Here is a 26,599-nt window from a genome sequence, read left to right as displayed (position 1 = left end):
CCTATCCCTTCGGATATGGACTACACCCCGCCCCCGGGTGAACGTCTGGGCCTCACTCGGGCGACGAAGTGGTCTCGACCAATTCCGCGGAGGTTTGAGGTGCGCGGTAGTGCTCCAGGGCCCGCCGTGCCTCCGCGCGTACCTCCTCGGCGAGCGCCTCGGGAGCCACCACGCGTCCCTGCGGCCCCAGGTGCAACGCCAGCCGCACCACCCAGGCGGGGGCGGGGGTGCGCAGGGTGGCGCGGATCCTTCCCCCGGGCAGTTCGGCCACCGACTCGCACACGTAGTCCTCGGTCACCCAGCGGGCGGTGGGCTCCAGGTCGAGGACGACCTCGGCGTCACGGTCCGAGCGCTGGAGTACGCCGCCGGACAGGTCACGGCGGCCCACACCCTCGGGCACCTGGGCCGCGTAGGGCAGCACGGTCAGCTCCAGGACCCGGTCCAGACGGAACAGGCGCACGTCGCGGCGCAGGTGGCAGTAGCCCTCCAGGAAGGGGTAGCCGTCCTGGACCACCAGGCCCATGGGGTCCACGTCGCGCTCGGTGACCTGGTCCAGATAGCCCGACAGGTAGCGCAGGTGCAGGCGCTGGCCCGACTCCAGGGCGTCGGCGCAGCGGCGCTGGGTCTGGGCCACCTGCTCGTCGCCCTCCAGACGCACCTGGACCGAGTCGGCCAGGGAGCCGAGGGCGGCCCCGGCGGCGGCACGCAGCTTCTCGCTGACCCTCTTGAGCGCTCCGACCTCCAGGCCCTCGGCCTCGGGCAGGGCTTCGAGCAACGAGAGGCCCACGACCAGGCTGGCCGCCTCGTCGGCGGTCAGACGCAACGGCTGGGCGAGGGTGTCGGCGTTGCCGATGATGATCTCACCGGTCTCCCTGGCGGCGTCGAGGTCGACGTCGATGAGGTCACCGGGAGTGTAGCCGGGCAGACCGCACATCCACAGAAGGCTGAGGTCGGCGACCACCTGCTTCTCGCTGAGCCCGAAGTGCCGGGCCACCTCGGGTACGCGCACGTCCCGGCCCAGGGCGTAGGGGACGAGCATGAGGAGACGGCGCAGCTGATCGGCCGAGCGCGGACCGCGCGCCGGAGCCCCGGAGTCCTCGACCGCGCCGGAGCCGTCGGGAACGGCGACGGTGGCGGGCCCGGCCTCGGCGACGGCCGCCAGGTGGGCGGCCGCGGCCTCACGGGCCTCGACGGGTTCGACGACGACGGCGCACGAGCCGAAGGAGGCCGTACGCCGTACCAGGTCGGGGGTGTCGGCGTAGGGGTAGGTGAGGGTGTCCCAGCCGACGCCGGAGCCGTCGCGCTCGCCGGGGACCACGCGCAGGGCGCTGCGGCGCAGGGCGTGCGCGGAGTCGGTGCGCACCCGCAGGACGGCGGTGCGCTCGGGCTCGGCCCTCTGCCCCGCGACCACCGAGCGCAGGTCGACGCCCTCGGGGATGACGATGTCGGGACCGTCGCGCAGGACGGTCACCTCACCGCGGACACGGCCCAGGCGAAAGACCCGCCGGGCGCCACGCAGGCGGTCGTGGCCGACCACGTACCAGTGGCCGCGCAGGTTGACGATGCCCCAGGGCTCGATCTCACGGGTCTCGGTCTCGGTCTGACCGGGTTTGCGGTAGCCGAAGGAGATGGGGCGCCGGTCGCGGACGGCCTGCCAGACGGGACCGAAGGAGGGCTCGTCGGTGCGCATGGCCGGGGTGAGGCCGGGGGCGGCCTCACTGTCGACGGGGACCCCCGCGGAACGGAGCTTGAACAGGGCGTTGGCGGCGGCCTCGCCGAGGGAGGCGTGCCGCCACGCGCGGGCGGCCAGGCCCAGGACGAGGGCCTCGTCGGGCAGGAGTTCGATCTCGGGTAGCTCGTAGTCGGAGCGGGAGATGCGGTAGCCCTCCTCGCCGCTGATGGCGTCGCCGGTGCCGACCTGGACGGGGATACCGCTGTCGCGCAGTTCGCGCTTGTCACGCTCGAACATGCGCTTGAACGCCGACTCGGTCTCCGCCTCGGCGTAACCGTGCACCGTCTGCCTGATCTCCTGCGCGGTCAGGTGACGGCGCGTGGACAACAGACAGATGACCAGGTTCAGCTGTCGTTCCGTCTTCCTGCGCGACATCGCCCGCACCCTTCTCGACCGTGGTGGATGTACCGGGCGGAGCGCGATGGCGCGTCGTCCCGCGGCCGGTTCAGCAACGACGGTACCGTGCCAGGCATGATCCGGTGGCGTCGCGGCGAAGTCCGTCAGATCCTCCCCTCGTGGCCGGGGGTCGTCCTGTGCGTGGTGGCGGTGGAGTCCGCCGACGACGGGGCCGGCGGGACGGCGACGTGCCGCGCGCTGGCCTACACCGACCTGGTGGGCTCCCCCGAGGTGGGCGACACCGTACTGCTCAACACCGGAGCCCTGGACCTGGGACTGGGCACGGGGGGATACGCGCTGGTCGTGGCCGTGCCGGACCGGCTGCCCGCGGACCGGGAGGAGCCCGGACACCTGGTCAAGGCCCGGTACACGCCGCTGCAGGCGACCGTCCTGGGCGCCGACGAGCAGGAGTCCCCGTACCACGGGGTGCTGCGCTCGGCCGAGGGCGTGGACGGCATGCCGGTGGTGGTGGCCGACCTTCACTCGGCGCTGCCCGCCGTGGTGGCGGGGGTGCGCGCGGGGCGGCCCGGGGCGCGGATCGTCAACGTGATGCTCGACGGCGGCGCGCTGCCCGCGGCGTTCTCGCGGCTGGTGGACACTCTGCGCGGGGAGGGACTGCTGGCGGGGTGCGTGACCACGGGCCAGTCCTTCGGCGGTGACCTCGAGGCGGTGACCGTGCACTCGGGGCTGCTGGCGGCCCGGCACGTGATGGGCGCGGACGTGGCGGTGGTGTGCCAGGGGCCGGGGAACCTGGGCACCGGGACCCCGTGGGGCTTCTCGGGGGTCTCGTGCGGCGAGGCGGTGAACGCGGCGGCGGTGCTGGGCGGACGCCCGGTGGCGTCGCTGCGGGTGAGCGAGGCCGACGCGCGCGAACGGCACCGCGGGGTGTCGCACCACAGTCTGACGGCCTACGGGCGGGTGGCGCTGGCCCGGGCGCAGGTGGTGGTGCCGCTGCTGCCGGGGGTGCTCGGTGAGCGTGTGCGCGCCCAGGCCGGCGCGCTGGGCGACCGGCACGAGCTGGTGGACGTGGGCGTCGACGGACTGGAGGAGGCGGTGCGTGCGCTGCCGGTGAAGGTGTCGACGATGGGCCGGGGGCTGGAGGAGGACCGCGCGGCCTTCCTGAGCGCCGCGGCCGCGGGCCGCCACGCGGCCGGTCTGCTCTGACGTCCTCCCCGTCCCCACCGGAGTGGGACGCGGGGCGCCGGGCGGGGCCGCGGATCCTGTGTCAGCGCTGGTCCGCCGGTCTGGGGTCGCCCGTCATGGCACCGGACGCGGGACCCGGATCGGCCGCCTCCGTGGGCTCCGAGGCGCTTCTGGCCGCGGGCACCGCGTGGCCGGTCGGCTCCTGCTGCGTCTGACCGGGGACGGGCGACCGGCGGGTGGCCGCCAGCATGTGCGGGGAGGGCGCGTCGAAGAAGGTGCCCGGCCGGAACATGGCCAGCGACGTCGGCTCCGCCCGCACCCCCTCGTCCACCCTCAGCACCTCGGGCACGAACACCGTCCCGTCCCCGCAGGTGATCCCCCACTCGCGCCCGTTTCCGGTCGCCACCACCTGGCCGGGCGCCCCTCCGGAGGACCGGTCGGCCAACCGTCCCGCGCACAGTGTGATCCGTGCTCCGCCGAACACCACGAACGCCCCCGGGTAGGGGTCGGCGAGCGCGCGCACCATCCGGTCCACGTCGCCTCCGGAGGCGGTGAGGTCGATCTGGCCGTCGCTGGGGCGTCGGCGCGGCCACACCGACGTGTGGCCGGTCTGCGGACGTCGGGGCGCGCTGCCCTCCAGGAGACCGTCCAGGTGCCGTACGAGCAGCTCCGACTTCAGTCGGCCGACACGCTCGTACAGGCCGGTGGCGGTGGCGTCGGGCTCCACGTCGAACCAGGCCTGGTCGACGATGTCGCCGCCCGTCTCGCCTTCCAGGTGGAAGAGGGTGACGGCGCTGGAGCGCATGCCCCGCAGGATGGTCCACGGGATGGGCGCCCTGCCGCGCCCGACGGGCAGCGGGGAGGGGTGCAGGCCGACCCCGCCCAGCGGCAGGGAGGACGGGACGTGGTCGGGGACCGGCTGGGACCAGCTCGCGACGACCAGCAGGTCGATGCCGTGGTCCGAGAGGGCTTCGCCCACCTCGTCGGAGCCGAGGTCGGCCGCACGCAGGTGCGGCAGCCCGTGCCGGCGCGTGACGGTCTCGTAGTCGAGGTAGCCGGAAAGGTGCGCGAGTTCGGCCGGGTAGGACACCACCAGACTCGGCGGACGCCCCTGTGCGCAGAGCTCCTCCAGCGCCGGAGCACCGAGGCTCAGTCCGGACACGTAGCAGTAGCGCCGCCGGTCTGACATCAGCTCCTCCTCACCCGTCCGCCGGTGTCTCGACTCTACGCACCGCCCGAAGAGGGGCCACGGAAGGCGTAAAGGTGTGTCTGCGGCCGAAGGACGTCCGTTGAGGGTGGCGGAGGGCGACGGGCGGGAGTGTCTGCGGCCGAAGGACGTCCGTTGAGGGTGGCGGAGGGCGCGCGAGCCCCCGCGGGTTCGTCATCCCGCAGGGGCTCGCGCGCGTTCAGGGGCGTGGGAGCGGGCTACTCCCCGTCGCCGCCGTCCTCCTCGGACGCGTCGGCCTGCTCCTCGGCGGAGCCCTCGCCCTCGGCGCTCTCTGAGCCCTCGCCCTCGGCGCCCTCGGCGGGCGGCGGGTTGTCGTAGGCGCCCAGGACGTCGATGACGAAGACCAGTGTCCCGGCGGGGGCGCCCATGGCCTCCTCCTCGGTCTCGCCGTAGGCCATGGAACCGGGTACGACCAGCAGCAGGCGGCTGCCGACCGGCTGGCCGACCATGCCCTCGTCCCAGCCCTCGATGACCGCGCCCGCGCCGATCGTGGTGTCGAACGGGTCACCGCCGCGGCTCCACGTGGAGTCGAACACCTCGTGGTCGCCGTCCTCGTCGGCCTCCCAGCGCACACCGGTGTACTGGACGATGACCTGCTGGCCCTCCTCCACCTCGTCGCCGTTGCCCTCGATGAGCGGGACGACCTCCAACTCCTCGGGCGGGTCGGTGTCGGGGACATCGATGGTGGGCTCGCTGTGGCCCTCCTGCGTCACCTCGGGCAGACCGTCACCGCCGTTGGTGGTCTGCTCCCCGGACACGACCGAACCCTTGTTGTAGCGGTTCATCAGGTCGATGACCAGGACACTTGCGCCCTCCGGAGCGGGCTGGCCGGATGCCTCGGCCTGCTGCCTCTCCTCCTCGGTCAGCGGCGGGAAGACGTACACCGCCCGGCTGCCGACGGGCTGGTTGACCAGCACGTCGCCGATCTGCTCGGGCATCTGCTCCATGCGGATCAGGTCGGGAGCGCCGGTCTCGTAGCTGGACTGGCCCTCCACGGCCTCGCCCTCACCGGGGCCGGTCCACTGGTACTGGGCGACGTTGGCGATCAGGAGGTCGTCGACGCGCACCAGTTCGCCCTCGCCCGAACCCTCGCTGACGATGCCTGAGAGCTCCTCCTCCGGCGGCTCCGCATCGGGGAAGGTGATTTCCGGTTCCTCACCGACCGGACCGGTGACGGTGGGGATCCGCGAGTCGAGCTGTTCCTCTCCCATACGCAAGAAGGCGGGAGTACGCCACTCCTCGGGGATGTTTGCGCAGCTGGAGACCGCCAAGGTGATGGCGGTCAGCGGCACCGCGAGGGCGGCAGCACGTCGGTGCATGGGTCACAACCTCTGATTTCCGGCTCAGGACAGGCTCACACTACCGAAAAGAAGGGCCGTAACCACCCCCAGGAACGTCACGAACACCGTAACCCCGTCACAGGCGGCTTTTTCGACCACACGGTGAGTCCCCGGGCGTGCTCCGCGGACGCACGTCCCGCCGCACGGCGGACGGCGCCCGCGGAGCACGCTCCGGCCTCCGGGAGGCTCACATCCCGGCGATGAGCTTCTCCACCCTCTCGTCCACCGACTTGAAGGGGTCCTTGCACAGCACGGTGCGCTGCGCCTGGTCGTTGAGCTTCAGGTGCACCCAGTCCACCGTGAAGTCGCGGCGCTGCTCCTGGGCGCGGCGGATGAACTCGCCACGCAGGCGGGCCCGCGTGGTCTGTGGTGGCACCGACTTGGCCTCGAAGATCTTCAGGTCGCCGACCACCCGGTCCATCTGGCCGCGGTTCTGCATCAGGTAGAACAGCCCGCGGTCGCGGTGGATGTCGTGGTAGGTCAGGTCGAGCTGGGCCACCCTCGGCGAGGACAGGGACAGGTCGTGCTTGTCCCGGTAACGCTCCAGCAGCAGGTACTTGGCGACCCAGTCGATCTCCCGGGAGACGGTTTCCAGGTTCTGGGTCTCGACCGCCTCCAGAGTGCGCTGCCACAGGTCCAGGACACGCTTACCGGTGGCGTCGGTACCGTGCCGGTCGACGTAGCTCTGCACCTTGTCCAGGTACTCGCGCTGAATCTCCAGCGCGCTGGCCTCGCGGCCGTTGGCCAGGCGTACCTTGCGGCGGCCGGTCATGTCGTGGCTGACCTCGCGGATGGCCCTGATGGGGTTCTCCAGCGTGTAGTCGCGCATGACCACACCGGCCTCGATCATCCGCAGCACCAGGTCGGTGGAGCCCAGCTTGAGCAGGGAGGTGGTCTCGCTCATGTTGGAGTCGCCGACGATGACGTGCAGGCGGCGGAAGCGCTCGGCGTCGGCGTGCGGTTCGTCGCGGGTGTTGATGATGGGGCGCGAACGCGTGGTGGCCGAGGAGACGCCCTCCCAGATGTGCTCGGCTCGCTGGCTGACACAGAACAGGGCACCGCGGGGGGTCTGCAGGACCTTTCCGGCGCCGCAGACGATCTGCCGGGTGACCAGGAAGGGGATGAGCACGTCGGCCAGGCGGCCGAACTCGCCGTGCCGTCCGACGAGGTAGTTCTCGTGGCAGCCGTAGGAGTTGCCCGCCGAGTCGGTGTTGTTCTTGAACAGGTAGATGTCCCCGGCGATGCCCTCCTCGTGCAGGCGCTGCTCGGCGTCGACCTGCAGCCCCTCCAGGATGCGCTCACCGGCCTTGTCGTGGGCCACCAGGTCCACGAGGTTGTCGCACTCGGGGGTGGCGTACTCGGGGTGGCTGCCCACGTCCAGGTACAGACGGGCACCGTTGCGCAGGAACACGTTGCTGCTGCGCCCCCAGGAGACCACCCTGCGGAAGAGATAGCGGGCGACCTCGTCGGGGGACAGGCGGCGCTGCCCCCGGAAGGTACACGTGACCCCGTACTCGTTCTCCAGCCCGAAGATCCGTCGTTCCACGCGGCCTCACCAACTTCCCGTCACCGGGTGCGGACGACGGGGCCTCGCCGTCCGCACCCGCCCGTCCGGTGCGGCGCCTCGGGTGCGCCGCACCGGGATCATCGTTTCCAGGTCACTCGTCGGCCTCGTCCGCGGTGGCCGTGCCGGAGGCCTCACCTTCGGAGGCCTCACCTCCGGAGGCGGTGCGTCCGTTGGCCTTGCCCTCCTCGATGAGTCTGGTCAGGCGTCGCCCGTGGATACGGCGGAACTTGCGGTGCTGCCTGGCCCGCTCCAGGATGGCGACCTCCAGGTTGGAGGCCTCCAGTTCACGCTCCTCGCCGTTCTCCCGGGCCAGTGCGTGGGTGGCCGCGTTGAGGGCGGCGCTGAGGGAGGCCTCGGCGGCGAAGCGGTCCTTGAGCACGTTCGACACGTGCTCGGAGGAGCCGCCCACGGCCACGAAGCCCTGCTCGTCCACGATGGAGCCGTCGAAGGTGATGCGGTAGATCTCGTCCTCGTCGGAGGTGTCGCCGACCTCGGCGACGACGATCTCCACCTCCCAGGGTTTGAGGCTCTCGCTGAAGACGGTGCCCAGGGTCTGGGCGTAGATGTTGGCGAGCTGGCGCCCGCTGACGTCACGGCGGTCGTACTGGTACCCGCGCACGTCGGCGAAGCGCACACCCATCAGGCGTAGGTTCTCGAACTCGGGATAGCGCCCCACGGCGGCGAAGCCGATGCGGTCGTAGAGCTCGCTGATCTTGTGCAGGGTGCGGGACATGTTGTCCGCCACCATGAGGATCCCGCCCTCGTACTGCAGGACGACGGCGCTGCGGCCGCGCGCGATGCCCTTGCGCGCGTAGTCCGCCTTGTCCTTCATCTGCTGTTCGGGGGCGACGTAGAACGGCATCGACACCGCGGATCGTTTCCTTACCTAGTCGGGGATGTCTGGTGTGGGGACGAGGCCGCTCAGTCCAACGAGACCGTGGGACCGTCGGGGTTGACCGCGCGCCCCTCGACCACCTCGGTCGCCAGGCGCGCGACCTCTTCGGTGGACAGGCGGCGGTGGCCGTCCTCGGTGATGACGTCGACAAGGGGGAAGATCTGGCGGTGCAGGTCGGGGCCTCCGGTGGCCGAATCGTCGTCGGCGGCGTCGTAGAGGGACTCCAGGGCGACCTTGGTGGCGCCGGTCTGGTCGAGGTCCTCACGGTAGAGCTTCTTGATCGAGCCCTTGGCGAAGACCGACCCGGACCCGATGGAGTGGTAGCGGTGCTCCTCGTAGCGGCCGCCGACGGCGTCGTAGCTGAACACCCGGCCCAACTCGGTGTTCTCGTCGTAGCCGACCAGGAGCGGGACGACGACGAAGCCCTGCATGGCCATGCCCAGGTTGCCGCGGACCATCTGGGAGAGTTTGTTCGCCTTACCTTCCAGGGAGAGCGAGCGCCCCTCCATCTTCTCGTAGTGTTCCAGCTCCACCTGGTAGAGGCGGGCCAGTTCGATGCCGATCCCGGCCGAGCCGGCGATGGCGACCGCGGAGAACTCGTCGGTGCGGAACACCTTCTCCATGTCGCGGTTGGCGATGACGTTGCCCTGTGTGGCCCGGCGGTCGCCGGCCACCAGCACGCCCCCGGGGAAGGTCAGGGCGACGATGGTCGTGGCGTCGGGAGTAAGGTGCTCGGTCCCGCCGCCCGGGGGCAGCTTGTGTCCGGGCAGCATCTCGGGGCTGACCGAACTGAGAAACTCGGTGAAGGACGAGGTCCCCGCACTCATGAAAGCGGCAGGCAACCGTCCGCCCTCGAACCCTTCGAACACGCGACTCCCTCCACTCGCGTCCCACCCCTGTGTTGGGGGCGGGTGGGACGCCTCTGTTCTTGTTGACGGTGGCCGGACCGTGTTCCGGCCGTTGGGACTGACCCTAGTCCTGCGTGCGGCGGGGCCGGCCGCGCTGGAATGCGCTGTCAGCGAACCGCCGCCGGGGGCTACTGGCCGCCCTTCTGGACGAACTGCCGGACGAAGTCCTCGGCGTTGTTCTCAAGCACGTCGTCGATCTCGTCGAGGATGTCGTCGACGTCCTCGTCCAGCTGTTCCTTGTCCTCCTGGACGTCGGTCGAGGCCTCGGTCTCCTCGACCTCCTCGTCGCGGCGCGAGGTGTGCTTCTGACCCCCGGTGTCCTTCGTCGCCATGGCTTCCTACCTCCCCTTCCGAATCCCCGTTCGGGGCTCTTGCCCTTATCTTGGCCCAACACCGGGCGCCTCAACCCCCTTCCCGAGGCCCGATACCCGCTAGTTACCTTGGATCGGCCCGTGTGCCCGCGCACGTGCTCGTACGTGTGTCGGTCGCGCCTCGGGCGTGTCACCGGAGCCGTGCGGAAGGAACCGCGGCGATGACCGTTCCGCCGCTCCCGCCCCGACCGCCCACCCCCGACCGCCCACTCGGCGAGGCACCGGCCCGCCCCCTTCGGAACCGGCCCCGCGCCCTCCGTTCCGTCACGGACGGCACCCGGTGTCGGCGACCGTGTCCGGTCTTATCGGTCCGGTCGTATTGCGCCCCTTGCGTTACCCACGGGCTCGCGGACGGAAAACAACACCGGTCAAAAGCACCGAGGCCGGACAGGTCATCACCACAGGTCACACGGTGCAATAGGACCTGCTGTCCCCCGGCCCTTCCACTCCTTGTGCGCATTGACCGCGCCCGCACGCCGACATCGACGGCGGTGAGGCTTGCCGCATGGGCGGTGGACGCCGGTGCGACCGGATCCGGCCAGGCGCTCGCCCTCACGTACGCATCCCGAACCGGTCATCCTCCTTTCCCCACGGGACCTGTGACCTCTGGAGTTACGCCCATGTAACCGGGCGATCACCGATGGCACCCGGTACCGGTGTCCGCATCCGGCCACAGAACACCCCTTGCGCACAGGGCGCCGTTTCAATCGGTGAGCATCCGAATGCAAGGATCACAAGGTCGCACGAGCGGCGACTACGCGTAGCCATCACCAAACAAGGGGTCATAGGATCATCCCTTGCCCTCTTGAATGGATCTACACCAAGAGGGTCTTTTCACCACCAAAGTGTGCACTTATGGTTAGGGATCGTTTACCGGATGTCTCGGTGAACTTCGGGAGTCGAACCAACTTCGACCCTCGAAAGGGGCTTTCCGTACCTACAGGAATGGAAGTCCCGATTCCCCTGTCAATCCCCTGGAGAGTTAGGGAACCATGCGACCCTCCCCCGTTATCTCCGCCGTCGGCACAGGAGCACTGGCCTTCGGCTTGGCACTGGCCATGGCTCCGGGAGCCCTCGCGGCGACCGGACCCGTCCCCCAGGCCCCCGTGGCCGACGACAGCGCCTCCAGCATGGCGGCTGCACTCGAGCGAGACCTCGACCTGTCCCCGTTCGAGGCCGAGTCTCTCCTCGAGGCGCAGGAAACCGCCATCGACACCGACGCCGAGGCCACCGAGGCCGCGGGAGACGCCTACGGCGGCTCCCTGTTCGACACCGACACCCAGGAGCTCACCGTCCTGGTGACCGACGACTCGGCCGTCGAGGCGGTCGAGGCCACCGGCGCCGAGGCCACCGTGGTCTCCCACGGCGCCGAGGGCCTGACCGAGGTCGTCGAGGACCTCAACGAGGCCAAGGCCCAGGAGGGCGTCCTCGGCTGGTACCCGGACGTGGCCAGTGACACCGTCGTGGTCGAGGTGCTGAAGGGCTCCGACGCCGACGTCGACGCCCTGCTCGCCGACGCCGGTGTGGACGCCTCCGCCATCCAGGTGGAGGAAGCCAGCGAGACCCCGCAGACCTACGCCGACATCGTCGGCGGCCTGGCCTACTACATGGGCGGCCGCTGCTCCGTCGGCTTCCCGGCGACCAACAGCTCCGGCCAGCCCGGTTTCGTCACCGCCGGCCACTGCGGCACCGTCGGTACCGGCGTCACCATCGGCAACGGCACCGGCACCTTCGAGCGGTCGATCTTCCCCGGCAACGACGCCGCCTTCGTCCGCGGTACCTCCAACTTCACCCTGCACAACCTGGTCTCCCGCTACAACTCCGGCGGCTACCAGTCGGTGACCGGCACCAGCCAGGCCCCGGTCGGCTCCGCGGTGTGCCGCTCCGGCTCCACCACCGGCTGGCACTGTGGCACCATCCAGGCCCGCAACCAGACCGTCTCCTACCCGCAGGGCACCGTCCGCTCGCTCACCCGCACCAACGTGTGCGCCGAGCCCGGTGACTCCGGCGGCTCGTTCATCTCCGGTTCGCAGGCGCAGGGCGTCACCTCCGGTGGCTCCGGCAACTGCCGCAGCGGCGGCACGACCTACTACCAGGAGGTCATGCCGATGGTGAACTCCTGGGGCGTCAACATCCGCACCAGCTGACCCCGTCCCCTGATCCGTCCCCCGTCCGCGCGCAGGCGCGGGCGGGGGACGCCCATGTGCGAGGCGCGTGGCGGTGGAAGGAGCACCAGGAGGCGGACCCGGCCCCGCGCGCCGCCGGTGCCTGCGGCGCGCGGGAGCCGGGTACGCCCGGGGTCAGCGCCCGCCGGTGAGTACCGAGACCAGGTCGACGGCCGTGTCGGAGGCGTCCAGCAGGTCCCCCACGTGCTCCCTGGTCCCCCGGAACGGATCCAGGGTGGGCACCCGCTGCAGGGAGTCGTAGCCCGGCAGGTCGAAGATCACCGAGTCCCAGGAGGCCGCGGCCACCTCGTCGGCGTACTTGGCCAGGCAGCGTCCCCGGAAGTAGGCCCGGGTGTCCTCCGGCGGCTCGGTGACCGCGCGTGTCACATCCGGGTCCTCCAGCAGGCGCCGCATCCGCCCGCGCGCCGCCAGACGGTTGTAGATCCCCTTGTCGGCCCGCACGTCCGAGTACTGCAGGTCCACCAGCTGCAGACGCGGGTGCGACCACTCCAGGTCGTCGCGGGAGCGGTAGCTCTCCAGCATCTTGAGCTTGGCGACCCAGTCCAGCTCGGTGGCCAGACTCATCGGATCGCTGCCCAACCGGTCGAGCACCGACTCCCAGCGGTCCAGGACGTCGGCGGTGTCGGCGTCCACGTCGGTACCGAAGCGGTCCTCCACGTACTTGCGGGCCTGGTCCAGGTACTCGCGCTGCAGCTCCAGCGCGGTCATCCGCCGCCCGTCGCGCAGCCGCACCCGGTGCGTGAGGCCCGGGTCGTGTGAGACCGCCCGCAGGTCGGCCACCGGGGTCTCCAGGGACAGGTCCACGCTCAGGAAGCCGTCCTCGATCATCGACAGCACCAGCGCGGTCGTCCCCAGCTTGAGATAGGTGGAGATCTCACTCATGTTGGCGTCACCGACGATGACGTGCAGCCGCCGGTAGCGGTCGGGGTCGGCGTGCGGCTCGTCCCGTGTGTTGATGATGGGACGCTTCAGGGTGGTCTCCAGCCCCACCTCGACCTCGAAGAAGTCGGCGCGCTGGGAGATCTGGAACCCGGCTCCCTGCCCGTCGGAGCCGATACCGACCTTGCCCGAACCCGTCACCACCTGCCGGGAGACGAAGAACGGGATCAGGTGCCGGACGATGTCGCCGAAGGGCGTCGACCGGTTCATCAGGTAGTTCTCGTGGCAGCCGTAGGAGGCGCCCTTGTTGTCGGTGTTGTTCTTGTACAGCTGGATGGGTTCGATCCCCGGCGTGGCGGCCGCCCGGGCCGCGGCATCGGCCATCACCCGTTCCCCCGCCTTGTCCCACAGCACCGCGTCACGCGGGTTGGTGACCTCCGGCGCCGAGTACTCGGGGTGGGCGTGGTCCACGTACAGCCGGGCGCCGTTGGTGAGGATGACGTTGGCCAGGCCCAGATCCTCGTCGGTGAGCTGGGTGGGGTCGGCCACCTCACGCGCCAGGTCGAAGCCGCGCGCGTCGCGCAGCGGGTTCTCCTCCTCGAAGTCCCAACGGGCACGCCGTGCCCGAGCCGCCGAAGCGGCCAGATAGGCGTTGACCACCTGGGTGGAGGTGACCATCGCGTTGGCCCCGGGGTTGCCTGGCACGGAGATCCCGTACTCGGTCTCGATACCCATAATCCGCCGCACACTCATGGTGAGAGGTTATCCACCGGGGCCCGGTCTTGAACGCCTACTCGCCAATTGTGGCTCAAGTGCCGTGTTCCCGGGCGTTTCGCAACAGGCGGCACACCACTGTCATCGCAGGTCAGAACGCCATCGCACGATTCCGGGCCCGCCGGCGGGCCCGGAATCTTCCCGTCGGACCGACCGGTGGATCCTCGCGCCCCGGGGCCGGCGCCGGGCCCCGCCGCTACCGCGGACCGACCTCGTGGTCGCCGCGCAGGATCCGGTCGACCAGGTCTTCCCGGAGCGTCCCGTAGCCGGTGGCCGCCCACACGCTCTCGGCCGCGGGCACCTCGTAGTAGGGGACCTCGCGACCGCGGTGGTGCGCGGGCAGGACGACGGGACGCCGCCGGTCGCGGACGGCCCCGGCGCACGGTGCGCACAGCGGTACCGTGACGTCACCGCGCCCGCCGAACTCGCGCCACCGCGTCATCCTGGTACCGGTCCCGTGGAGCGGGTTCGCGTAGCAGTGCGAGCGCACGGGTGTGGAGCGCCGACGACCGGCGGGGCGGATGGCCCGGTCCACGTGGTCCTCCGCCGCGTCCAACAGCACCAGCACCCCGACGATGTCGACCAGCGCCCCCTCCGCGGGGAGCACGTCGTAGACCTGACGTGCCGCCGCGTGCGCGTCGAGGGCCTGGTGGAGCGCCTCGACCGCGCCGGGGTCGTCGGCGACCGGCACGGCACCGCTCACCCGTTCGCCGACCTCCACCAGTTCCCTCCCGGCCTTGGCGGCCAGCTCGTCCCTGCGGGCCTGGTTCGCGTTGTCGAAGGCGGCGTGCTGGGGCAGCGACGGGAGCCTGCGGGGCCTGCGCCAGCGGAACAGGGCCACGCCCAGCCCGAGCAGGGCGAGTCCGGCCAGGATCCAGGGCAGCACCGTGAACAGCACGTACGTGCCCGGCCCGAGCGAGTGGTACCAGTCGAGCGCCCCCGGGTCCCGCTGCTCGTCGGCGGCGGTGTAGGCCCCCTCGGGATCGTCGGACAGCGCGACGTCCACCGCCCTCTCCACACGCTCCGCGACCGGGGCGTCGTCACCCATCCCCATGGAGACCGCCTGGGAGGCGTAGAAGGCGCGGCTCACCTGGGTCGTGCTCCCCGTGGAGAAGTCGTGCCCGGACAGCCTCTCCCCGTCCAGGACCAGGTAGTGCCCCTCGCCGCCGATCCTGTCGTGCACGGCCGCCGCCATGAGGTCCGCCTGGCCGTTCCAGTCCCCGCCCTCGATCAGCGGGACGGCCAGCACACGCAGCGGCACGCCGGAGTCGGTGATCCGCCGTCCCGTCTCCTGGGCGAGCTCCTCGGGGAAGGCACTCGCGTAGGAGGGGTCGACGTGCACCGGCGACTCCTCGAGTCCGGCGACGACCCGTTCCGTCGCGCTCATCTCCTCCTGGACCGGGTCGGCCCGGCCCACCGCCGGCGCGGCGGGCACGAGGGCGACGGCCAGAAGCGCCACCACCACGGCCGGCCAGGAGCGGACGGATCGGTGCTCAGCGAACACGGGACTCCCCCATCAGGTCTTCGGCGTCGAGTCGGCCCTTGTCCCCGTATCCGGTCACGACCCACCGCCGGGCCAGTTCCAGGTGCGGCCGGCGTCCGCCCGAGGGAACGGCGACCCTGAGCGTGCGGCGCTCACGCTTCCGCTCCGACAGCAGGGCGCAGGAGGCGCACACGGGCTGCCCGTGACGGGGGCCGTGCAGGGCCGACGGGCCGTGCAGGGGATTCACCATACAGACCGGGGCATCGGCCCCGGCCGCGGTGCCGGGATCGGAGCCGAGCCGGCGCACCGCACGGTCCGCCAACACCACGACCCCGACCAGGTCGAGTTCGTCCGGTTCCCCGCCCAGGACGGCCATGGCCGCGTCGGTCTCACGCAGGGTCCTGTCCAGGCCGGCGTGATCGGCCGGAGCCTTCTGGACCGCCTTGGCCGCGCGGCGGACCGCCCGGTCCGCACGTGGCCGCAGGAAGCGTCCGGGCACGGTGTTCATACGCGTCACGGCGCCGGACGCGGACCACACCAGCGCGAGGGCCACCAGAGCGGAGAGGGGGCCGACCGCGAACAGCGCCTTGCCGAAGTCCCCGGAGACGAACCCGGACAGCCGCGAGGGACCGGGGGCCGGTTCGGCGCTGTCATCGATCCCGCTCGGCACCGGCGGCTCCTTCCCCGGAGCGGCCGACACCTTCTCCAGTTCGTCCAGCAGCTCGTCCAGCGCCTGTGCGGCCGTGTACTCGAACCGGGTCCCGGTCACGTCCGTCAGGGGGTCCCACCCGGCCTCCTCGGGGAAGGCCGCTCCGAACAGGGCCGCCTTCACCTCGGGGTCGGTTCCGGCCGAGTCGTCCACGACGACGAAGACGCCGTCCTCGTCCATGACGTGGTGGAGCGCGTGCGCGAGGACCTCCGGGTCGCCGCCGGACTCGTCGTACCGGCTCATGGGAAGCACCACGGTGTAGACCGGCGGCTCGGCACCGGCCACGCGTTCGGCGATCCCGGACAGCGCCTCCGCGCTCTCCCCCGCCAGGGGGTCCACGTACAGGGGCCCGTCCCGCAGCTCCGCGGCGACCCGGTCGACCCGGACCGTGGAGGCGACGTAGGGGGCGACGGAGGGCGGGGACGGCCCCACCTGCCGTTCCTCCTCGGGCAGGGTCGCGGTGTTGAAGTGGATCAGGGACGCGGCCACGGTGGCGGCCCCCGCGACGAGGACCAGGGTCCCGCCCACCATCAGGGCCCGGTCCCCGGGCGGCCTTCCGGTGAGTCCCACCGCGGTGGCCCGACCGCGCCTCCTGGAGCGGACCACCGTGAGGACCAGCCACACCGTCACCGTCAGACCGGCGGCGGCCGCGGTGGCCTCGCCCAGTACGGCCGGGCCGCTGGTGGTGTTCAACCCCAGCTCGTCGAGGCGGTGCTTCACCCACCAGCCGACCGGAACGGCCGCGTACCACCGCGGCGCGGCCCGCCCGGCGAGGTCGGGGGCGGTCAGCGTGTCCACGAAGGTGTCGGCCATCGTGTCCAGCGGCGTGTGGTAGGTGAACGCGTTCTCCCAGGAGAGCGCCCTGTCCGCCTCGTCCACGGGCAGGTCCACCTGACGGGCCATCGCCTGCACCCGGGACTCCCCCGGCTTCAGGAGGACGTACAGGCCGGGTTCACCCACACGGTCCTGCAGGGCGGAGAGGAAGGGACGGCCCCAGGACGCGTACTCCGGGACGGCACTGGCCACGACGTAGTACGGGACGTCCAGCCGGCCGAACGAGTCGCTCAGGCTCCGCTCCAGCTCCGCCACGTCGTAGTCGCCCGCGAGCGAGTCGTGAACGACGACCGCCTCACCCTCGGGCCGCTGCTCCAGGAGGCCGGCGAAGTGCTCGGCGTCGCTCACCCCGCCTCCGGGAGAGTCCTCGGGACCGGCGTGGACGGGGGAGGCGGAGAGCACCACGAGAGCGGCCGACAGCGCGACCGCAAAGGACGACAGCACACGGCGAACAGCGGTCACGGGGGACGGAGGACGCATTCCCACAACCTACTTCAGCCCTTCTCCCGGCTGACCTGCGGGTGTGCCGTCGACGCGGGCGGAGGTCGGGGTGGTCCTCGGCACCGCCGTCCACGGCCTCGCGGTGGCCATGGCGGTGAGCTCGGAGCCAGGCGGTTTCCCCGGCCCGCTCCTGAACCCCTCCCGCTGGGACACCACCGTCGTGGCCACTCCCGCAGAAGGGGTCCGGGCCAGGGGCGGAAGCGTTGGCTGCCGGAACGGGAGGGGGCCGACCGGCGGTGCCGGTCGGCCCCCTCGCGGGTGCGTCGTTACAGGTACTGGCCGGTGTTGGGCACCGTGTCGATGCTCCGCCCGGAGTCCGTACCCTTCTTGCCCGTGACCAGGGTCCGGATGTAGACGATGCGCTCGCCCTTCTTACCGGAGATCCGCGCCCAGTCGTCGGGGTTGGTGGTGTTGGGCAGGTCCTCGTTCTCGCTGAACTCGTCCACGCAGGCCTGCAGCAGGTGCGAGACCCGGAGGCCCTTGGACTGGTGGTCGATGAAGTCCTTGATGGCCATCTTCTTGGCCCGGTCGACGATGTTCTCGATCATCGCGCCGGAGTTGAAGTCCTTGAAGTACAGGACCTCCTTGTCACCGTTGGCGTAGGTGACCTCCAGGAAGCGGTTCTCCTCCCCCTCGGTGTACATCCGCTCCACGACCCGCTGGATCATGGCGTCCACCGTGGCCTTGGCGGAGCCGCCGTGCTCGGCGAGGTCCTCGTCGTGCAGCGGCAGGTCGGGGGTGATGTACTTGCCGAAGATGTCGCGTGCCGCCTCGGCGTCGGGCCGCTCGATCTTGATCTTGACGTCCAGGCGGCCGGGCCGCAGGATCGCCGGGTCGATCATGTCCTCGCGGTTGGAGGCACCGATGACGATGACGTTCTCCAGGCCCTCGACACCGTCGATCTCGCTGAGGAGCTGGGGCACGATCGTGTTCTCCACGTCGGAGGACACACCCGAGCCGCGGGTACGGAAGATCGAGTCCATCTCGTCGAAGAAGACGATGACCGGGGTGCCCTCGGAAGCCTTCTCCCGCGCACGCTGGAAGACCAGGCGGATGTGACGCTCGGTCTCACCCACGTACTTGTTGAGCAGCTCCGGGCCCTTGATGTTGAGGAAGAAGCTCTTGCCGACGTCCCGGCCGGTGCGCTCGGACACCTGCTTGGCCAGTGAGTTGGCGACCGCCTTGGCGATGAGCGTCTTACCGCAGCCGGGAGGACCGTAGAGCAGCACGCCCTTGGGCGGGCGCAGCTGGTGCTCGTAGAACAACTCCTTGTGGAGGTAGGGCAGTTCGACCGCGTCGCGGATCATCTCGATCTGCCCGGTCAGGCCACCGATGTCGGTGTAGGCGATGTCGGGGACCTCTTCGAGGATGAGCTCCTCGACCTCGGACTTGGGGATGCGCTCGTACACGTATCCCGAGCGCGGCTCCAGCAGCAGCGAGTCCCCGGCGCGGATCGGTTCGTCGCGCAGCGGCTCGGCCAGCCGCACGATCCGCTCCTCGTCGTGGTGGGAGATCACCAGGGCGCGCTCGCCGTCCTCAAGGATCTCCTTGAGCATGACGACCTCGCCGACGGTCTCGAAGGACTCCACCTCGACGACGTTGAAGGCCTCGTTGAGCATGACCTCCTGGCCGGGCCGCAAGCGGTCCAGCTCCACCGAGGGACTGACGTTGACCCGCATCTTGCGGCCGTTGGCAAAGATCTCGACGGTCTCGTCCTCGCGCGATCCGAGGTAGACGCCGAAGCCGGAGGGCGGCTGGGCCAGCCGGTCGACCTCCTCCTTGAGCGCCACGATCTGTTCGCGCGCCTCCTTCAAAGTGGAGACGAGCCGTTCGTTCTGACCGTTGGCGGCGGCGAGGTTGGCTTGCGCCTCCCGTAGCCGTTCCTCCAACAGGCGTACATGCCGGGGCGAATCAGCGAGCTTACGCCGGACCACGCTGAGTTCCTTTTCCATGTAGGAGACCTGGGCCGTGAGTTCTGCGACTTCACGGTCCTGGTCGCTCTGACGCTCGTCGTCGCGCTCGGCCACGTCCGCCACCTCCCTATGAGGAACTACATCGGAGCCTACCTACCCCCGCCCGATTCCTAACCTCCCAGGAAGGACGAGTGTCGTAGGCCTCATTCCGGAGTCTTGCGTCATCACAGGTCAGAGTGCTAACGGATGACCCGACGTAATGAGAAAGTAACCTCTGCGTCCGACCCGGGGCAAGCGCCCAGCGGCTGCCGACGTTCTTTTCGGCGCACGTCAGCGGGCTTTTCCGGGTACGCCGGAGCCCGCCCGGGCAGGATCCGCAGGACCGCACGGAGGGTTTCCACGGCGGTGTGCGGTGTGCACGGACGGGCTCAGGAGAAGGGTGGGACGGCCGCCTACTCGTTGTCGGCGGGAGCGGAACCCCCGGGCGCCTCGGGCGCCTCGGGCGCCCCGGGTGTCTCGGGCGCCTCGGGCGCCTTCGCGTCGGTGACCGCGTCCCCGACCTCCCCCGCCGGTATCTGCTCCGACGGCCCGGCGGCCGTACCGCTTCGCTCCCTGTCCCGCGCGGCGGTGAAGTCCTTGCCGTAGGCGCCCTTGGCCGGACGGCGGCGGCGGTCGGGGGCCTCGACACCGTCGGCCAGACGGCGCGCGACCACCAGGAACCCGGTGTGCCCGATCATGCGGTGGTCCGGGCGCACCGCCAGGCCCTCCACGTGCCAGGTGCGCAGCATGGTCTCCCACGAGCGCGGCTCGTAGAAGCGGGTGTCCTCACGCATTTCCTCCACCACGCGCGAGAGCTGGGTGGTGGTGGCGACGTAGCAGCACACCAGACCGCCGGGGATGAGGGCGCGGGCGACCGCGTCCAGGCACTCCCAGGGGGCGAGCATGTCCAGGAAGACGCGGTCGACGTCGGTCTCGTCCAGCTCCTCGACCAGGTCGCCGACCGTGAGCCTCCAGGCCGGGTGCGGGCCGCCGTGGAAGCGCTCCACGTTCTTGCGGGCGATCTCGGCGAAGTCGGCACGGCGCTCGTAGGAGTGCACCATGCCCTGCTCACCGACCGCGCGCAGCAGCCAGTTGGACATGGCGCCGGAGCCCGCCCCGGCCTCCACCACGCGCGCGCCCGGGAAGATGTCGGCCTCCACGAGCACCTGGGCGGCGTCCTTGGGATAGACGATGGTCGCGCCGCGCTTCATCGACAGGGTGTAGTCGATCAACAGGGGGCGCAGCGCCACGTAGGCCGTCCCGGTGTTGGAGCGGACCACGCTGCCATCGGGCTGTCCGATGAGGTCGTCGTGTTCGACCTTGCCCTTGTGCGAGTGGAAGGCGCCGCCTTCGCGCAGTGTGGTCGTGTGCATGCGACCCTTGGGGTCGGTCAACTGCACGGTGTCGCCGTCGGTGAAGGGGCCGCGGCGGCCATGGATACCGGTCAACGTCGCTCTCGTCTTCCACATCGCTGTTGGTTGGCAGGGCAGTCGCCCAGGCTATCGGCCCCCCGGTACCCCGGCGAACGGGCGGACGCGGCACGACGGTGGGACGGCCACGGGCCGGACGCGTCGGTCACGGCCGCGAGGGTCACGTGCGAAGATCCGCGCGTCCGGGCAGTATCAGCCTGCGGGGCCGTGACGACGCCCATCCACCACACGAGGACCACGGGAGACGACGACCCATGTCACAGCTGACCACGGGGCTGGGAATCGATATCGGCGGCAGCGGGATCAAGGGGGCGCCGGTCGACCTGGCCACCGGCGAGTTCCTCAAGGAGCGCAAGAAGGTCCTCACACCCGAGCGCTCCGCCCCCACGGCGGTGGCCGAGATCGTGCACGAGATCTCCGAGCACTTCCCCGAGACGGCGGGGGCGCCCGTGGGCATCACCTTCCCCGGCGTGGTGCAGCAGGGCGTGGTGCGTACCTCCGCCAACCTGGACAAGGACTGGATCGGCGTCGACGCGCGGGCGCTGTTCCGCGAGGCCACCGGCCATCCGGTCCGCGTCCTCAACGACGCCGACGCCGCGGCCGTGGCGGAGACCCGGCACGGGGCCGCCGCGGGGGTGTCGGGGGTGGTGCTCATGACGACCCTGGGCACGGGGATCGGCTCCGCCCTGGTGGTGGACGGGCTCCTGGTACCCAACACCGAGTTCGGGCACCTGGAGATCGACGGCCACGACGCGGAGACGCGGGCCTCGTCCGCGACCAAGGACGAGGAGGGGCTGTCCTACCGCGAGTGGGCGACCGAGCGGCTGCACCGCTACTACCGGGTGGTGGAGGACCTGCTGTGGCCGGACCTGATCGTGGTCGGCGGCGGGGTGAGCCGCGACGCGGACAAGTTCCTCCCCCTCCTGGACATCCGGACCCCCGTCGTGGCCGCGTCGCTGCGCAACACCGCGGGGATCGTCGGCGCCGCCCTGGCCGCCGCCGAGACGGAGACCGTCTGAGGGACCGCGTACGGTCCGGACGGCGCCGACCGGCCGGGGTCAGGGATGCAGGCGCAGTCCCCTGAACACCTTGTCGACGTCCCCCCTGGGGCCGTGCACGGCCACACCCACCAGGTTCAGGTCCTCCGCGGCCACGGCGAGCACGGCGGCGCGGTTGTCGTCGTCGTTGCCGGTCTTGAACAGCTCCTCTGTGTAGAGCGCGGCGGGCAGGTTCCTGGAGCGGGCGCGGTCGAGCGTGCGGGCCAGGGTCCGCGACTCGGCGGCGTGGACGAGGACGGGTTCGCGGAACATCGGCGGATAGGTGTTGCCGGACGCGTCCTCGTAGGGCTTGCCCATGGCCTCGGGTCGGGAGTGGGCGACGCCGCTGCTGAGGAAGGCGATGACGTTGAGCTTCTGCCACGCGGCCAGGTCCTCGCGCACGGCCACGGCGATCTTGGTGTCGAAACGCATGTGCCGATGGTGGCGGAGCCGGGACCCGCGGTCTTGAACGCTGGTGCGCGCCGGCGGTGCCGGACAATGGGGGCGTGACACAGGACTGGGCCAGGTACTGGAGGTCGCCCGAGCGGCCGCTGGAGGCGATGCACGCGCACTTCGAGCGGCACGCCTACCACCGGCACAGCCACGACGCCTACTCGTTCGGGGTGACGGAGTCGGGGGTACAGGCGTTCAACTGCCGGGGCGGCGCGCACGCGAGCGTGTCCGGAATGGTGCTGGCCTTCAACCCGGAGGACCCGCACGACGGGCACGCCGGTGGCGAACTGGGATTCACCTACCGGATCGTGCACATCGGACCGGAGCTGGTGCGGGAGGTGCTCGCGGACGCCGCCGAGGGGCGGGCCGGGCTGCCGCTGTTCGCCGATCCGGTGGTGCGCGACCCGGCGCTGGCCGGGGCGCTGCGCGGGCTGCACACGGCGCTGTCGCGAGAGGGCTCCGGGCTGGCCGTGGACGAGGCGCTGCGCGGTGCGGTGATGTCGACGGTGTGCCGCGGGGCGACGGGACGTCCGGCGGTGGCGGAGATCTCGGACCCGGACGCGGAGCGCGTGGCGGCGCGGGTGGAGGCCGTGCTGCGTGAGAGGTTTCCTGAGGACGTGGGAGCCGGGGAGTTGGCGTCGGCGGCCGGGCGGAGCCGTTTCGCGGTGTACCGGGCCTTTCGCATGGTGCGGGGGATGGCGCCCAGCGACTACCAGCGGCAGTTGCGGCTGCGGCGGTCCCGTGAGCTGATCGCGGCCGGGGCGTCGCTGGCGGAGGCCTCCGCACGGGCGGGGTTCGCCGACCAGAGCCATCTGACCCGGTGGTTCGGCCGGTACTACGGGATCACCCCGGGGGAGTTCCGCGCGGCGGGCGGTTAGGGCGCGGGTCCCCGGGAGGAGGGAGCGCCGGAAGGCGCCGGGTGGAAGGCGGACGAGGCCGGGCGGCCCCGCACAGAGGGAGACTGGGTTTCGGGGAGGACCCGGGACCCGCCCGCCTTCCGGGCGTGGACGACACTCACGCCCGCGTGAGCGCGGGCCGAGGGCCCGCGCGTGTCAGGTGGCGCCGCCGCCGGACACGGACAGGGCTCCCGCGATCCGCCGTGCGGCGTCCGAGGTCCGGGCGACCGGCGAGAGGGGGACCCCCGCCAGCGACGGAGGCACCCCGTCCTGGAGCGGCCAGCGCATCCACCACCACAGGCCGCCCCGGTGGGGCCGCAGCAGAGCGCGCTGGGGCCGGGCGCTGGGACCGGCGTCGACGGCGCCGAACGCACCGTCCTCCCGGACCTCCACCCCCCGCGAGCGCAGTTCGGCGGCCAGACCGCGCAGAGCGAGACCGGCCAGCTCCCCACGGTCCGCCGCCCCGGCTGGACCGGGGCCACCTCTCAGGTTCGGGTTTCCCGCGGACGGGATCTCAACGGTCACGGGGCGTCCCCTCCCAGGCTCTTCCGGGACCAACGACTCTTGCACTCTGCCGTACCGGGGAGGGGGACGGGCGGGTCTATGCGGATGCCGCATGGCTCGTTCTTTTTCCCACATAGCCACCGAGGACGCCCCGAATCCCTAACCTAAACTCATGCCCCAACCAGACGGCGTTCTCCCACCGGACCTGTGGACGCGGCCTCGCATGGCGAGCGCCCTGGCCACCTGTGACATGGCCTCGGTCATCGAGGGCGTGCGCACCGAGCGCGGATGGTCCCAGGGCGACCTCGCCCGCGCGATCGACTACTCCCAGAGCTGGGTCTCCCGCGTGGTCAACGGCCAACAGTCACTGACCGTCAGCCAGGTGCACGACCTCGCCCGGCGGCTGGGGATCCCGCTGCACCTGCTGCGTTTCGGCGGCGGCCCGCCGCCCCAGGCCGGTCCCGCGGAGAAGGGGGTGGACACCACGAGACGCCGTGACTTCGGACGTGTGGTCGCCGCGAGCGCCCTGCTCACCGCCACCGCCGCCTCCTCGGCCGCCGCGCCGCCGGGAGCCCCGGCCGCGGGCCACCGCTCCGTCAACGAGACGACCGCCCCCGCCCTGCGTTCCATCACCGGGGGCCAGCGCCGCATGGACGCCGGATCCCCCGCCCGCCACCTGTTGCCCGGCGCGGTGGCGCACGTGCATCTGTCCGAGCACATGCTCGCGCAGGCGCACGGGACACCGTTCCACGCGGAGCTGAGTGCCGCCGCCAGCGAGGCCTCGGGGTTCGCCGCCTGGCTGCACGCCGACCGGGGTGACACGGGCTCGGCCCGCACGCACTACCGCACGGCGGTGGTCCGCGCACGCCAGGCGGGCGTACGCCTGCTCGACGTGTACATGCTGGGCTCCCTGGCGGCCTTCGAGACCGACACCGCACAGGACCCCCACCTGGGCCTGGGGCTGGCCCAGGAGGCCGGACGCGTCCTCGGCCCCTCGGCCCACCCCACCGCACGCGCCTGGCTCGCCTGCGTGGAGGCGCTCGCGCACGCCGGGACCGGCGACGGCCCGGCCGCCGTGCGCGCCATCGACCGGGCGGAGAGGGAGGCGGCCCGATCGGCCAACACCGACCCGCCCTGGCCGTGGGTGTTCGCCTTCGACGAGGCCAAGGTCGCCGGTTACCGGGCTCTGGTGGATGTGCGTCTGAGCCGTCCGCACGAGGCCCGCCAGGCCTTCGCCGAGGCGTTCACCCCGAGGGCGGCCAACGCCAAGCAGTCCGCCGTGCTGCAGGTGGAACTGGCCTCGGCGCACGCCGAGGCGGGAGATGTGGACGAGGCGTTCCGCCTGGCCCGGGAGGCGCTGACCACGGGGATGCGGTTCGAGTCGGAGCGGGTCATCGGACGGGTGCGGGCCTTCCGGCGCCGGTACCAGGGATCGCGGCCGCGCTGCGCGGCCGACCTGGACGAGCAGCTCCTGTCACTGGTGACCGGCGTCACCACTTCCGGGTAGAAAAGCCGCGAAGCGACCAAAAGGGAGGTTTCGTGATCCGCATCGGAGTCACCGGCCACCGGGCCCTGGCCCCGGAGGTGGGCAGCACCGTCGCCTCACTGGTCTCCGCGCGCCTGAAGCCGTACGGCTGCGAGATGGTGGGCCTGTCCTGCCTGGCCGACGGCGCCGACGCCGTCTTCGCCGAGGCGGTCCTGGCCGCCGGGGCGCCGCTGGAGGCGGTCGTCCCCGCCGCCGGTTACCGGGAGGCGCTCCCGGAGGAGCACCACCCCGTCTACGACCGCCTGTTGGCCCAGGCCGTCCTCGTCCACGAGTTACCGCACACCGAATCCACACCCGAGGCGCACATGGAGGCCGGAAGGCTGGTCGTGCGGCGCTGCGACCAACTCGTGGCCGTCTGGGACGGCCGACCCGCACGGGGCCCCGGCGGCACCGCCGACGTGGTGGCCTACGCGCGTTCGCTCTCCCGCCCGGTGTCGGTGCTGTGGCCCGAGGGCGCCCGCCGCTGAGGCCCGCCGGCACAACCCCCGCGAGTCCGCGCTGCCCGGCCCCGCGGCAGCGGCCTCAGTCCCGGCCCGACACCGCCGCGTTCACGTCCGTGGCCCGCAGCACCCCGCGCACTCCGCCGTCCTCCGCCACCACCAGGTACTCGGGCAGTGGGCGACTGGTGAGCGCGTTCAGCAGCTCCTCGCCCTCAAGCTCCACCGGCACCAGTGAGTGCTCGGAGACCGCCCGGGCCACACTGGACACCGGGACCCACGCCCGGCGCTCCCCAGCGATCGCCCCGGCCGCCGCCGGATGCACGATCGAGGTCGCCGTGCCGTCGGGGTCGGTCACCACGATCTCCACACCCCCCGCCTCCCGGGCCCGACGCTCGGCCTCGGCGAGCGGAGTGTCGGCCGGCACCGTCACCGCCTTCCGGGCCAGGTCACGGGCCCGCAGACGGGGGATCTGCTCACGCACCCGGGCTGCGCGCAGCGCGCTCGTGGCGCCCGTCCACATGAAGCCGCCCAGGACCAGGCCCCACACCACGGTCCACGGGCTGGGCCCTCCGCCCGCCGACCAGGCCAGCACGAACGGCAGTGCCACGACCACCAGGGCCAGCACCCGGCCGCCCCAGGCCGCGGCCACGCTTCCCAGCAGGGGTTTGCCGGTCATCTTCCACACCCCGGCGCGCAGCAGCCGACCGCCGTCCAGGGGAAGCCCGGGCAGCAGGTTGAACACACCCACCAGCAGGTTGGCGATCCACAGCTGGAACAGCAGCTCACCGACCACGCTGAACGGGTCGGCGAACAGGTACAGGCCGAAGCCGCACGCCGCCAGGAGCAGGGAGAACAGGGGGCCGGCGAAGGCGATCCAGAACTCGCGGCCCGGTGTGGGCGCCTCGCGTTCGATCTCGGAGACCCCGCCCAGCACGTACAGCACGATGCGCCGGACCGGCAGACCGTACATGCGCGCGACCACCGAGTGGGCGAGCTCGTGCACCAGGACCGAGACGTAGAGCAGGACGGCGAAGACGAACGCCAGCAGGTAGGCGGCGGGGCCCAGCGCCAGACGGTCCTGGACGACCCCGCCGTAGACCAGGGTGATCAGTACCGCCACGATCAGCCACGAGGGCGTCACGTACACGGGGATGCCGAAGGGGCGGCCGATCAACAACCCCGGCTTCGCGGAACGGTTGCGGGCTCGGGACGCTGATGGATCACTACCGGTCGTCACGCTCCCAGCCTACGGCCCGTCCGCCCGTCCCGCGGATCCCCCGCGGACCGGGGAGGGCCGTCGCGTGCGCGGCGCTCGCCCGGGAGCCCGTTCACCCCCACACCCCTCACTCCGGTCGGGCCGTCCGGAGTCCTTCCTCGGGGTTCCTTCTTGTCACG

The 26,599-nt window shown here is 71.5% G+C and carries 21 protein-coding genes; 6 read left to right on the top strand and 15 right to left on the bottom strand.

All coding sequences use genetic code 11. The annotated features are described in order from the left end of the window. Nucleotides 1–52: 52 nt before the first annotated feature. Nucleotides 53–2,107 (bottom strand): helix-turn-helix transcriptional regulator, encoded by a 2,055-nt coding sequence (locus tag FYX01_RS18710; protein ID WP_150243148.1) that lies wholly within the window; start codon nt 2,105–2,107, stop codon nt 53–55. 96 nt (nt 2,108–2,203) lie between these two features. Here FYX01_RS18710 and FYX01_RS18705 point away from each other — a divergent pair, with 96 nt between their 5' ends. Continuing rightward, nucleotides 2,204–3,292 carry a DUF3866 family protein gene (locus FYX01_RS18705; RefSeq protein WP_150243146.1) on the top strand — a complete coding sequence of 363 codons (1,089 nt, stop codon included), beginning with the start codon at nt 2,204–2,206 and terminating at the stop codon, nt 3,290–3,292. A gap of 61 nt (nt 3,293–3,353) precedes the next feature. Here the strand turns inward: FYX01_RS18705 and FYX01_RS18700 are convergent, their stop codons facing one another. The 6 genes from FYX01_RS18700 to FYX01_RS18675 form a co-directional block, all read right to left on the bottom strand. Next, entirely contained in the window at nt 3,354–4,460 is a 1,107-nt protein-coding gene (locus FYX01_RS18700) for a methionyl-tRNA formyltransferase (protein WP_150243143.1), read from the bottom strand. A 236-nt stretch (nt 4,461–4,696) separates the two neighbouring features. Continuing rightward, a complete protein-coding gene (locus tag FYX01_RS18695) occupies nt 4,697–5,818 on the bottom strand; it encodes an FKBP-type peptidyl-prolyl cis-trans isomerase (RefSeq protein ID WP_150243141.1) in 1,122 nt (373 codons plus the stop codon). A 208-nt stretch (nt 5,819–6,026) separates the two neighbouring features. Further along, nucleotides 6,027–7,385, bottom strand: a complete 1,359-nt coding sequence (gene pafA, locus FYX01_RS18690; RefSeq protein ID WP_150243139.1) for a Pup--protein ligase — start codon at nt 7,383–7,385, stop codon at nt 6,027–6,029. Nucleotides 7,386–7,497: 112 nt separating this feature from the next. After that, nucleotides 7,498–8,274, bottom strand: a complete 777-nt coding sequence (gene prcA / locus FYX01_RS18685; protein WP_150243136.1) for a proteasome subunit alpha — start codon at nt 8,272–8,274, stop codon at nt 7,498–7,500. Between the two features lie 53 nt (nt 8,275–8,327). After that, a complete protein-coding gene (gene prcB, locus FYX01_RS18680; RefSeq protein WP_150243134.1) occupies nt 8,328–9,170 on the bottom strand; it encodes a proteasome subunit beta in 843 nt (280 codons plus the stop codon). Between the two features lie 167 nt (nt 9,171–9,337). Beyond that, complete coding sequence (locus tag FYX01_RS18675) at nt 9,338–9,541, bottom strand: ubiquitin-like protein Pup (protein WP_150243132.1); 204 nt, start codon at nt 9,539–9,541, stop codon at nt 9,338–9,340. Nucleotides 9,542–10,572: 1,031 nt separating this feature from the next. On the opposite strand from FYX01_RS18675, the gene FYX01_RS18670 reads away from it, so the two are divergent. Further along, the gene (locus FYX01_RS18670; RefSeq protein ID WP_150243130.1) at nt 10,573–11,727 is read left to right on the top strand and encodes a S1 family peptidase; all 1,155 of its coding nucleotides are present in this window, start codon (nt 10,573–10,575) and stop codon (nt 11,725–11,727) included. A 153-nt stretch (nt 11,728–11,880) separates the two neighbouring features. On the opposite strand, the gene dop is transcribed toward FYX01_RS18670, so the two are convergent. The 5 genes from dop to FYX01_RS18645 all read right to left on the bottom strand — a co-directional run bounded on the left by dop (nt 11,881) and on the right by FYX01_RS18645 (nt 20,346). Continuing rightward, the gene (gene dop, locus FYX01_RS18665; RefSeq protein ID WP_150243128.1) at nt 11,881–13,398 is read right to left on the bottom strand and encodes a depupylase/deamidase Dop; all 1,518 of its coding nucleotides are present in this window, start codon (nt 13,396–13,398) and stop codon (nt 11,881–11,883) included. A 217-nt stretch (nt 13,399–13,615) separates the two neighbouring features. Next, nucleotides 13,616–14,923 carry a hypothetical protein gene (locus FYX01_RS18660; RefSeq protein WP_150243126.1) on the bottom strand — a complete coding sequence of 436 codons (1,308 nt, stop codon included), beginning with the start codon at nt 14,921–14,923 and terminating at the stop codon, nt 13,616–13,618. Then, complete coding sequence (locus FYX01_RS18655; RefSeq protein WP_150243124.1) at nt 14,913–16,925, bottom strand: hypothetical protein; 2,013 nt, start codon at nt 16,923–16,925, stop codon at nt 14,913–14,915. Before FYX01_RS18655 ends, FYX01_RS18660 begins: the two co-directional genes overlap by 11 nt. A gap of 287 nt (nt 16,926–17,212) precedes the next feature. Beyond that, nucleotides 17,213–18,982: a proteasome ATPase gene (arc, locus tag FYX01_RS18650; RefSeq protein ID WP_150243122.1), complete on the bottom strand. Its 1,770-nt coding sequence runs from the start codon at nt 18,980–18,982 to the stop codon at nt 17,213–17,215. Between the two features lie 329 nt (nt 18,983–19,311). Continuing rightward, nucleotides 19,312–20,346 (bottom strand): tRNA (adenine-N1)-methyltransferase, encoded by a 1,035-nt coding sequence (locus FYX01_RS18645; protein ID WP_150243214.1) that lies wholly within the window; start codon nt 20,344–20,346, stop codon nt 19,312–19,314. A gap of 236 nt (nt 20,347–20,582) precedes the next feature. Here FYX01_RS18645 and ppgK point away from each other — a divergent pair, with 236 nt between their 5' ends. Continuing rightward, the gene (ppgK, locus tag FYX01_RS18640) at nt 20,583–21,347 is read left to right on the top strand and encodes a polyphosphate--glucose phosphotransferase (protein ID WP_150243120.1); all 765 of its coding nucleotides are present in this window, start codon (nt 20,583–20,585) and stop codon (nt 21,345–21,347) included. Between the two features lie 39 nt (nt 21,348–21,386). On the opposite strand, the gene FYX01_RS18635 is transcribed toward ppgK, so the two are convergent. Then, a complete protein-coding gene (locus FYX01_RS18635) occupies nt 21,387–21,797 on the bottom strand; it encodes a DUF2000 domain-containing protein (RefSeq protein WP_150243118.1) in 411 nt (136 codons plus the stop codon). Between the two features lie 74 nt (nt 21,798–21,871). On the opposite strand from FYX01_RS18635, the gene FYX01_RS18630 reads away from it, so the two are divergent. Further along, entirely contained in the window at nt 21,872–22,696 is an 825-nt protein-coding gene (locus FYX01_RS18630) for an AraC family transcriptional regulator (protein WP_223830534.1), read from the top strand. A 174-nt stretch (nt 22,697–22,870) separates the two neighbouring features. On the opposite strand, the gene FYX01_RS18625 is transcribed toward FYX01_RS18630, so the two are convergent. Then, the gene (locus tag FYX01_RS18625) at nt 22,871–23,239 is read right to left on the bottom strand and encodes a hypothetical protein (protein WP_150243116.1); all 369 of its coding nucleotides are present in this window, start codon (nt 23,237–23,239) and stop codon (nt 22,871–22,873) included. A 202-nt stretch (nt 23,240–23,441) separates the two neighbouring features. Here FYX01_RS18625 and FYX01_RS18620 point away from each other — a divergent pair, with 202 nt between their 5' ends. Together FYX01_RS18620 and FYX01_RS18615 are read left to right on the top strand one after the other, a co-directional pair. Beyond that, a complete protein-coding gene (locus tag FYX01_RS18620; protein WP_150243211.1) occupies nt 23,442–24,725 on the top strand; it encodes a helix-turn-helix domain-containing protein in 1,284 nt (427 codons plus the stop codon). 32 nt (nt 24,726–24,757) lie between these two features. Continuing rightward, nucleotides 24,758–25,231, top strand: coding sequence for a DNA-processing protein DprA (locus tag FYX01_RS18615; protein WP_150243114.1), 474 nt, complete (start codon nt 24,758–24,760; stop codon nt 25,229–25,231). Nucleotides 25,232–25,286: 55 nt separating this feature from the next. On the opposite strand, the gene FYX01_RS18610 is transcribed toward FYX01_RS18615, so the two are convergent. Continuing rightward, nucleotides 25,287–26,351 (bottom strand): site-2 protease family protein, encoded by a 1,065-nt coding sequence (locus FYX01_RS18610; RefSeq protein WP_150243209.1) that lies wholly within the window; start codon nt 26,349–26,351, stop codon nt 25,287–25,289. Nucleotides 26,352–26,599: the final 248 nt, after the last annotated feature.

The organism is Nocardiopsis quinghaiensis, assembly GCF_008638365.1.
In the GTDB taxonomy this organism is placed as follows: Bacteria; Actinomycetota; Actinomycetes; order Streptosporangiales; family Streptosporangiaceae; genus Nocardiopsis; species Nocardiopsis quinghaiensis.
The sequence above is the reverse complement of the archived record's forward strand: the minus strand, read 5'-3'. Positions and strand labels throughout refer to the sequence as shown.

Excerpts from the sequence above, each read along its gene's own strand:
- FYX01_RS18675 (WP_150243132.1), bottom strand. The coding sequence starts at position 9,541 with ATGGCGACGAAGGACACCGGGGGTCAGAAGCACACCTCGCGCCGCGAC.
- FYX01_RS18705 (WP_150243146.1), top strand. The coding sequence starts at position 2,204 with ATGATCCGGTGGCGTCGCGGCGAAGTCCGTCAGATCCTCCCCTCGTGG.
- FYX01_RS18670 (WP_150243130.1), top strand. The coding sequence starts at position 10,573 with ATGCGACCCTCCCCCGTTATCTCCGCCGTCGGCACAGGAGCACTGGCC.
- ppgK (WP_150243120.1), top strand. The coding sequence starts at position 20,583 with ATGTCACAGCTGACCACGGGGCTGGGAATCGATATCGGCGGCAGCGGG.
- FYX01_RS18655 (WP_150243124.1), bottom strand. The coding sequence starts at position 16,925 with ATGCGTCCTCCGTCCCCCGTGACCGCTGTTCGCCGTGTGCTGTCGTCC.
- FYX01_RS18695 (WP_150243141.1), bottom strand. The coding sequence starts at position 5,818 with ATGCACCGACGTGCTGCCGCCCTCGCGGTGCCGCTGACCGCCATCACC.
- FYX01_RS18635 (WP_150243118.1), bottom strand. The coding sequence starts at position 21,797 with ATGCGTTTCGACACCAAGATCGCCGTGGCCGTGCGCGAGGACCTGGCC.
- dop (WP_150243128.1), bottom strand. The coding sequence starts at position 13,398 with ATGAGTGTGCGGCGGATTATGGGTATCGAGACCGAGTACGGGATCTCC.
- FYX01_RS18620 (WP_150243211.1), top strand. The coding sequence starts at position 23,442 with ATGGCGAGCGCCCTGGCCACCTGTGACATGGCCTCGGTCATCGAGGGC.
- FYX01_RS18710 (WP_150243148.1), bottom strand. The coding sequence starts at position 2,107 with ATGTCGCGCAGGAAGACGGAACGACAGCTGAACCTGGTCATCTGTCTG.
- FYX01_RS18700 (WP_150243143.1), bottom strand. The coding sequence starts at position 4,460 with ATGTCAGACCGGCGGCGCTACTGCTACGTGTCCGGACTGAGCCTCGGT.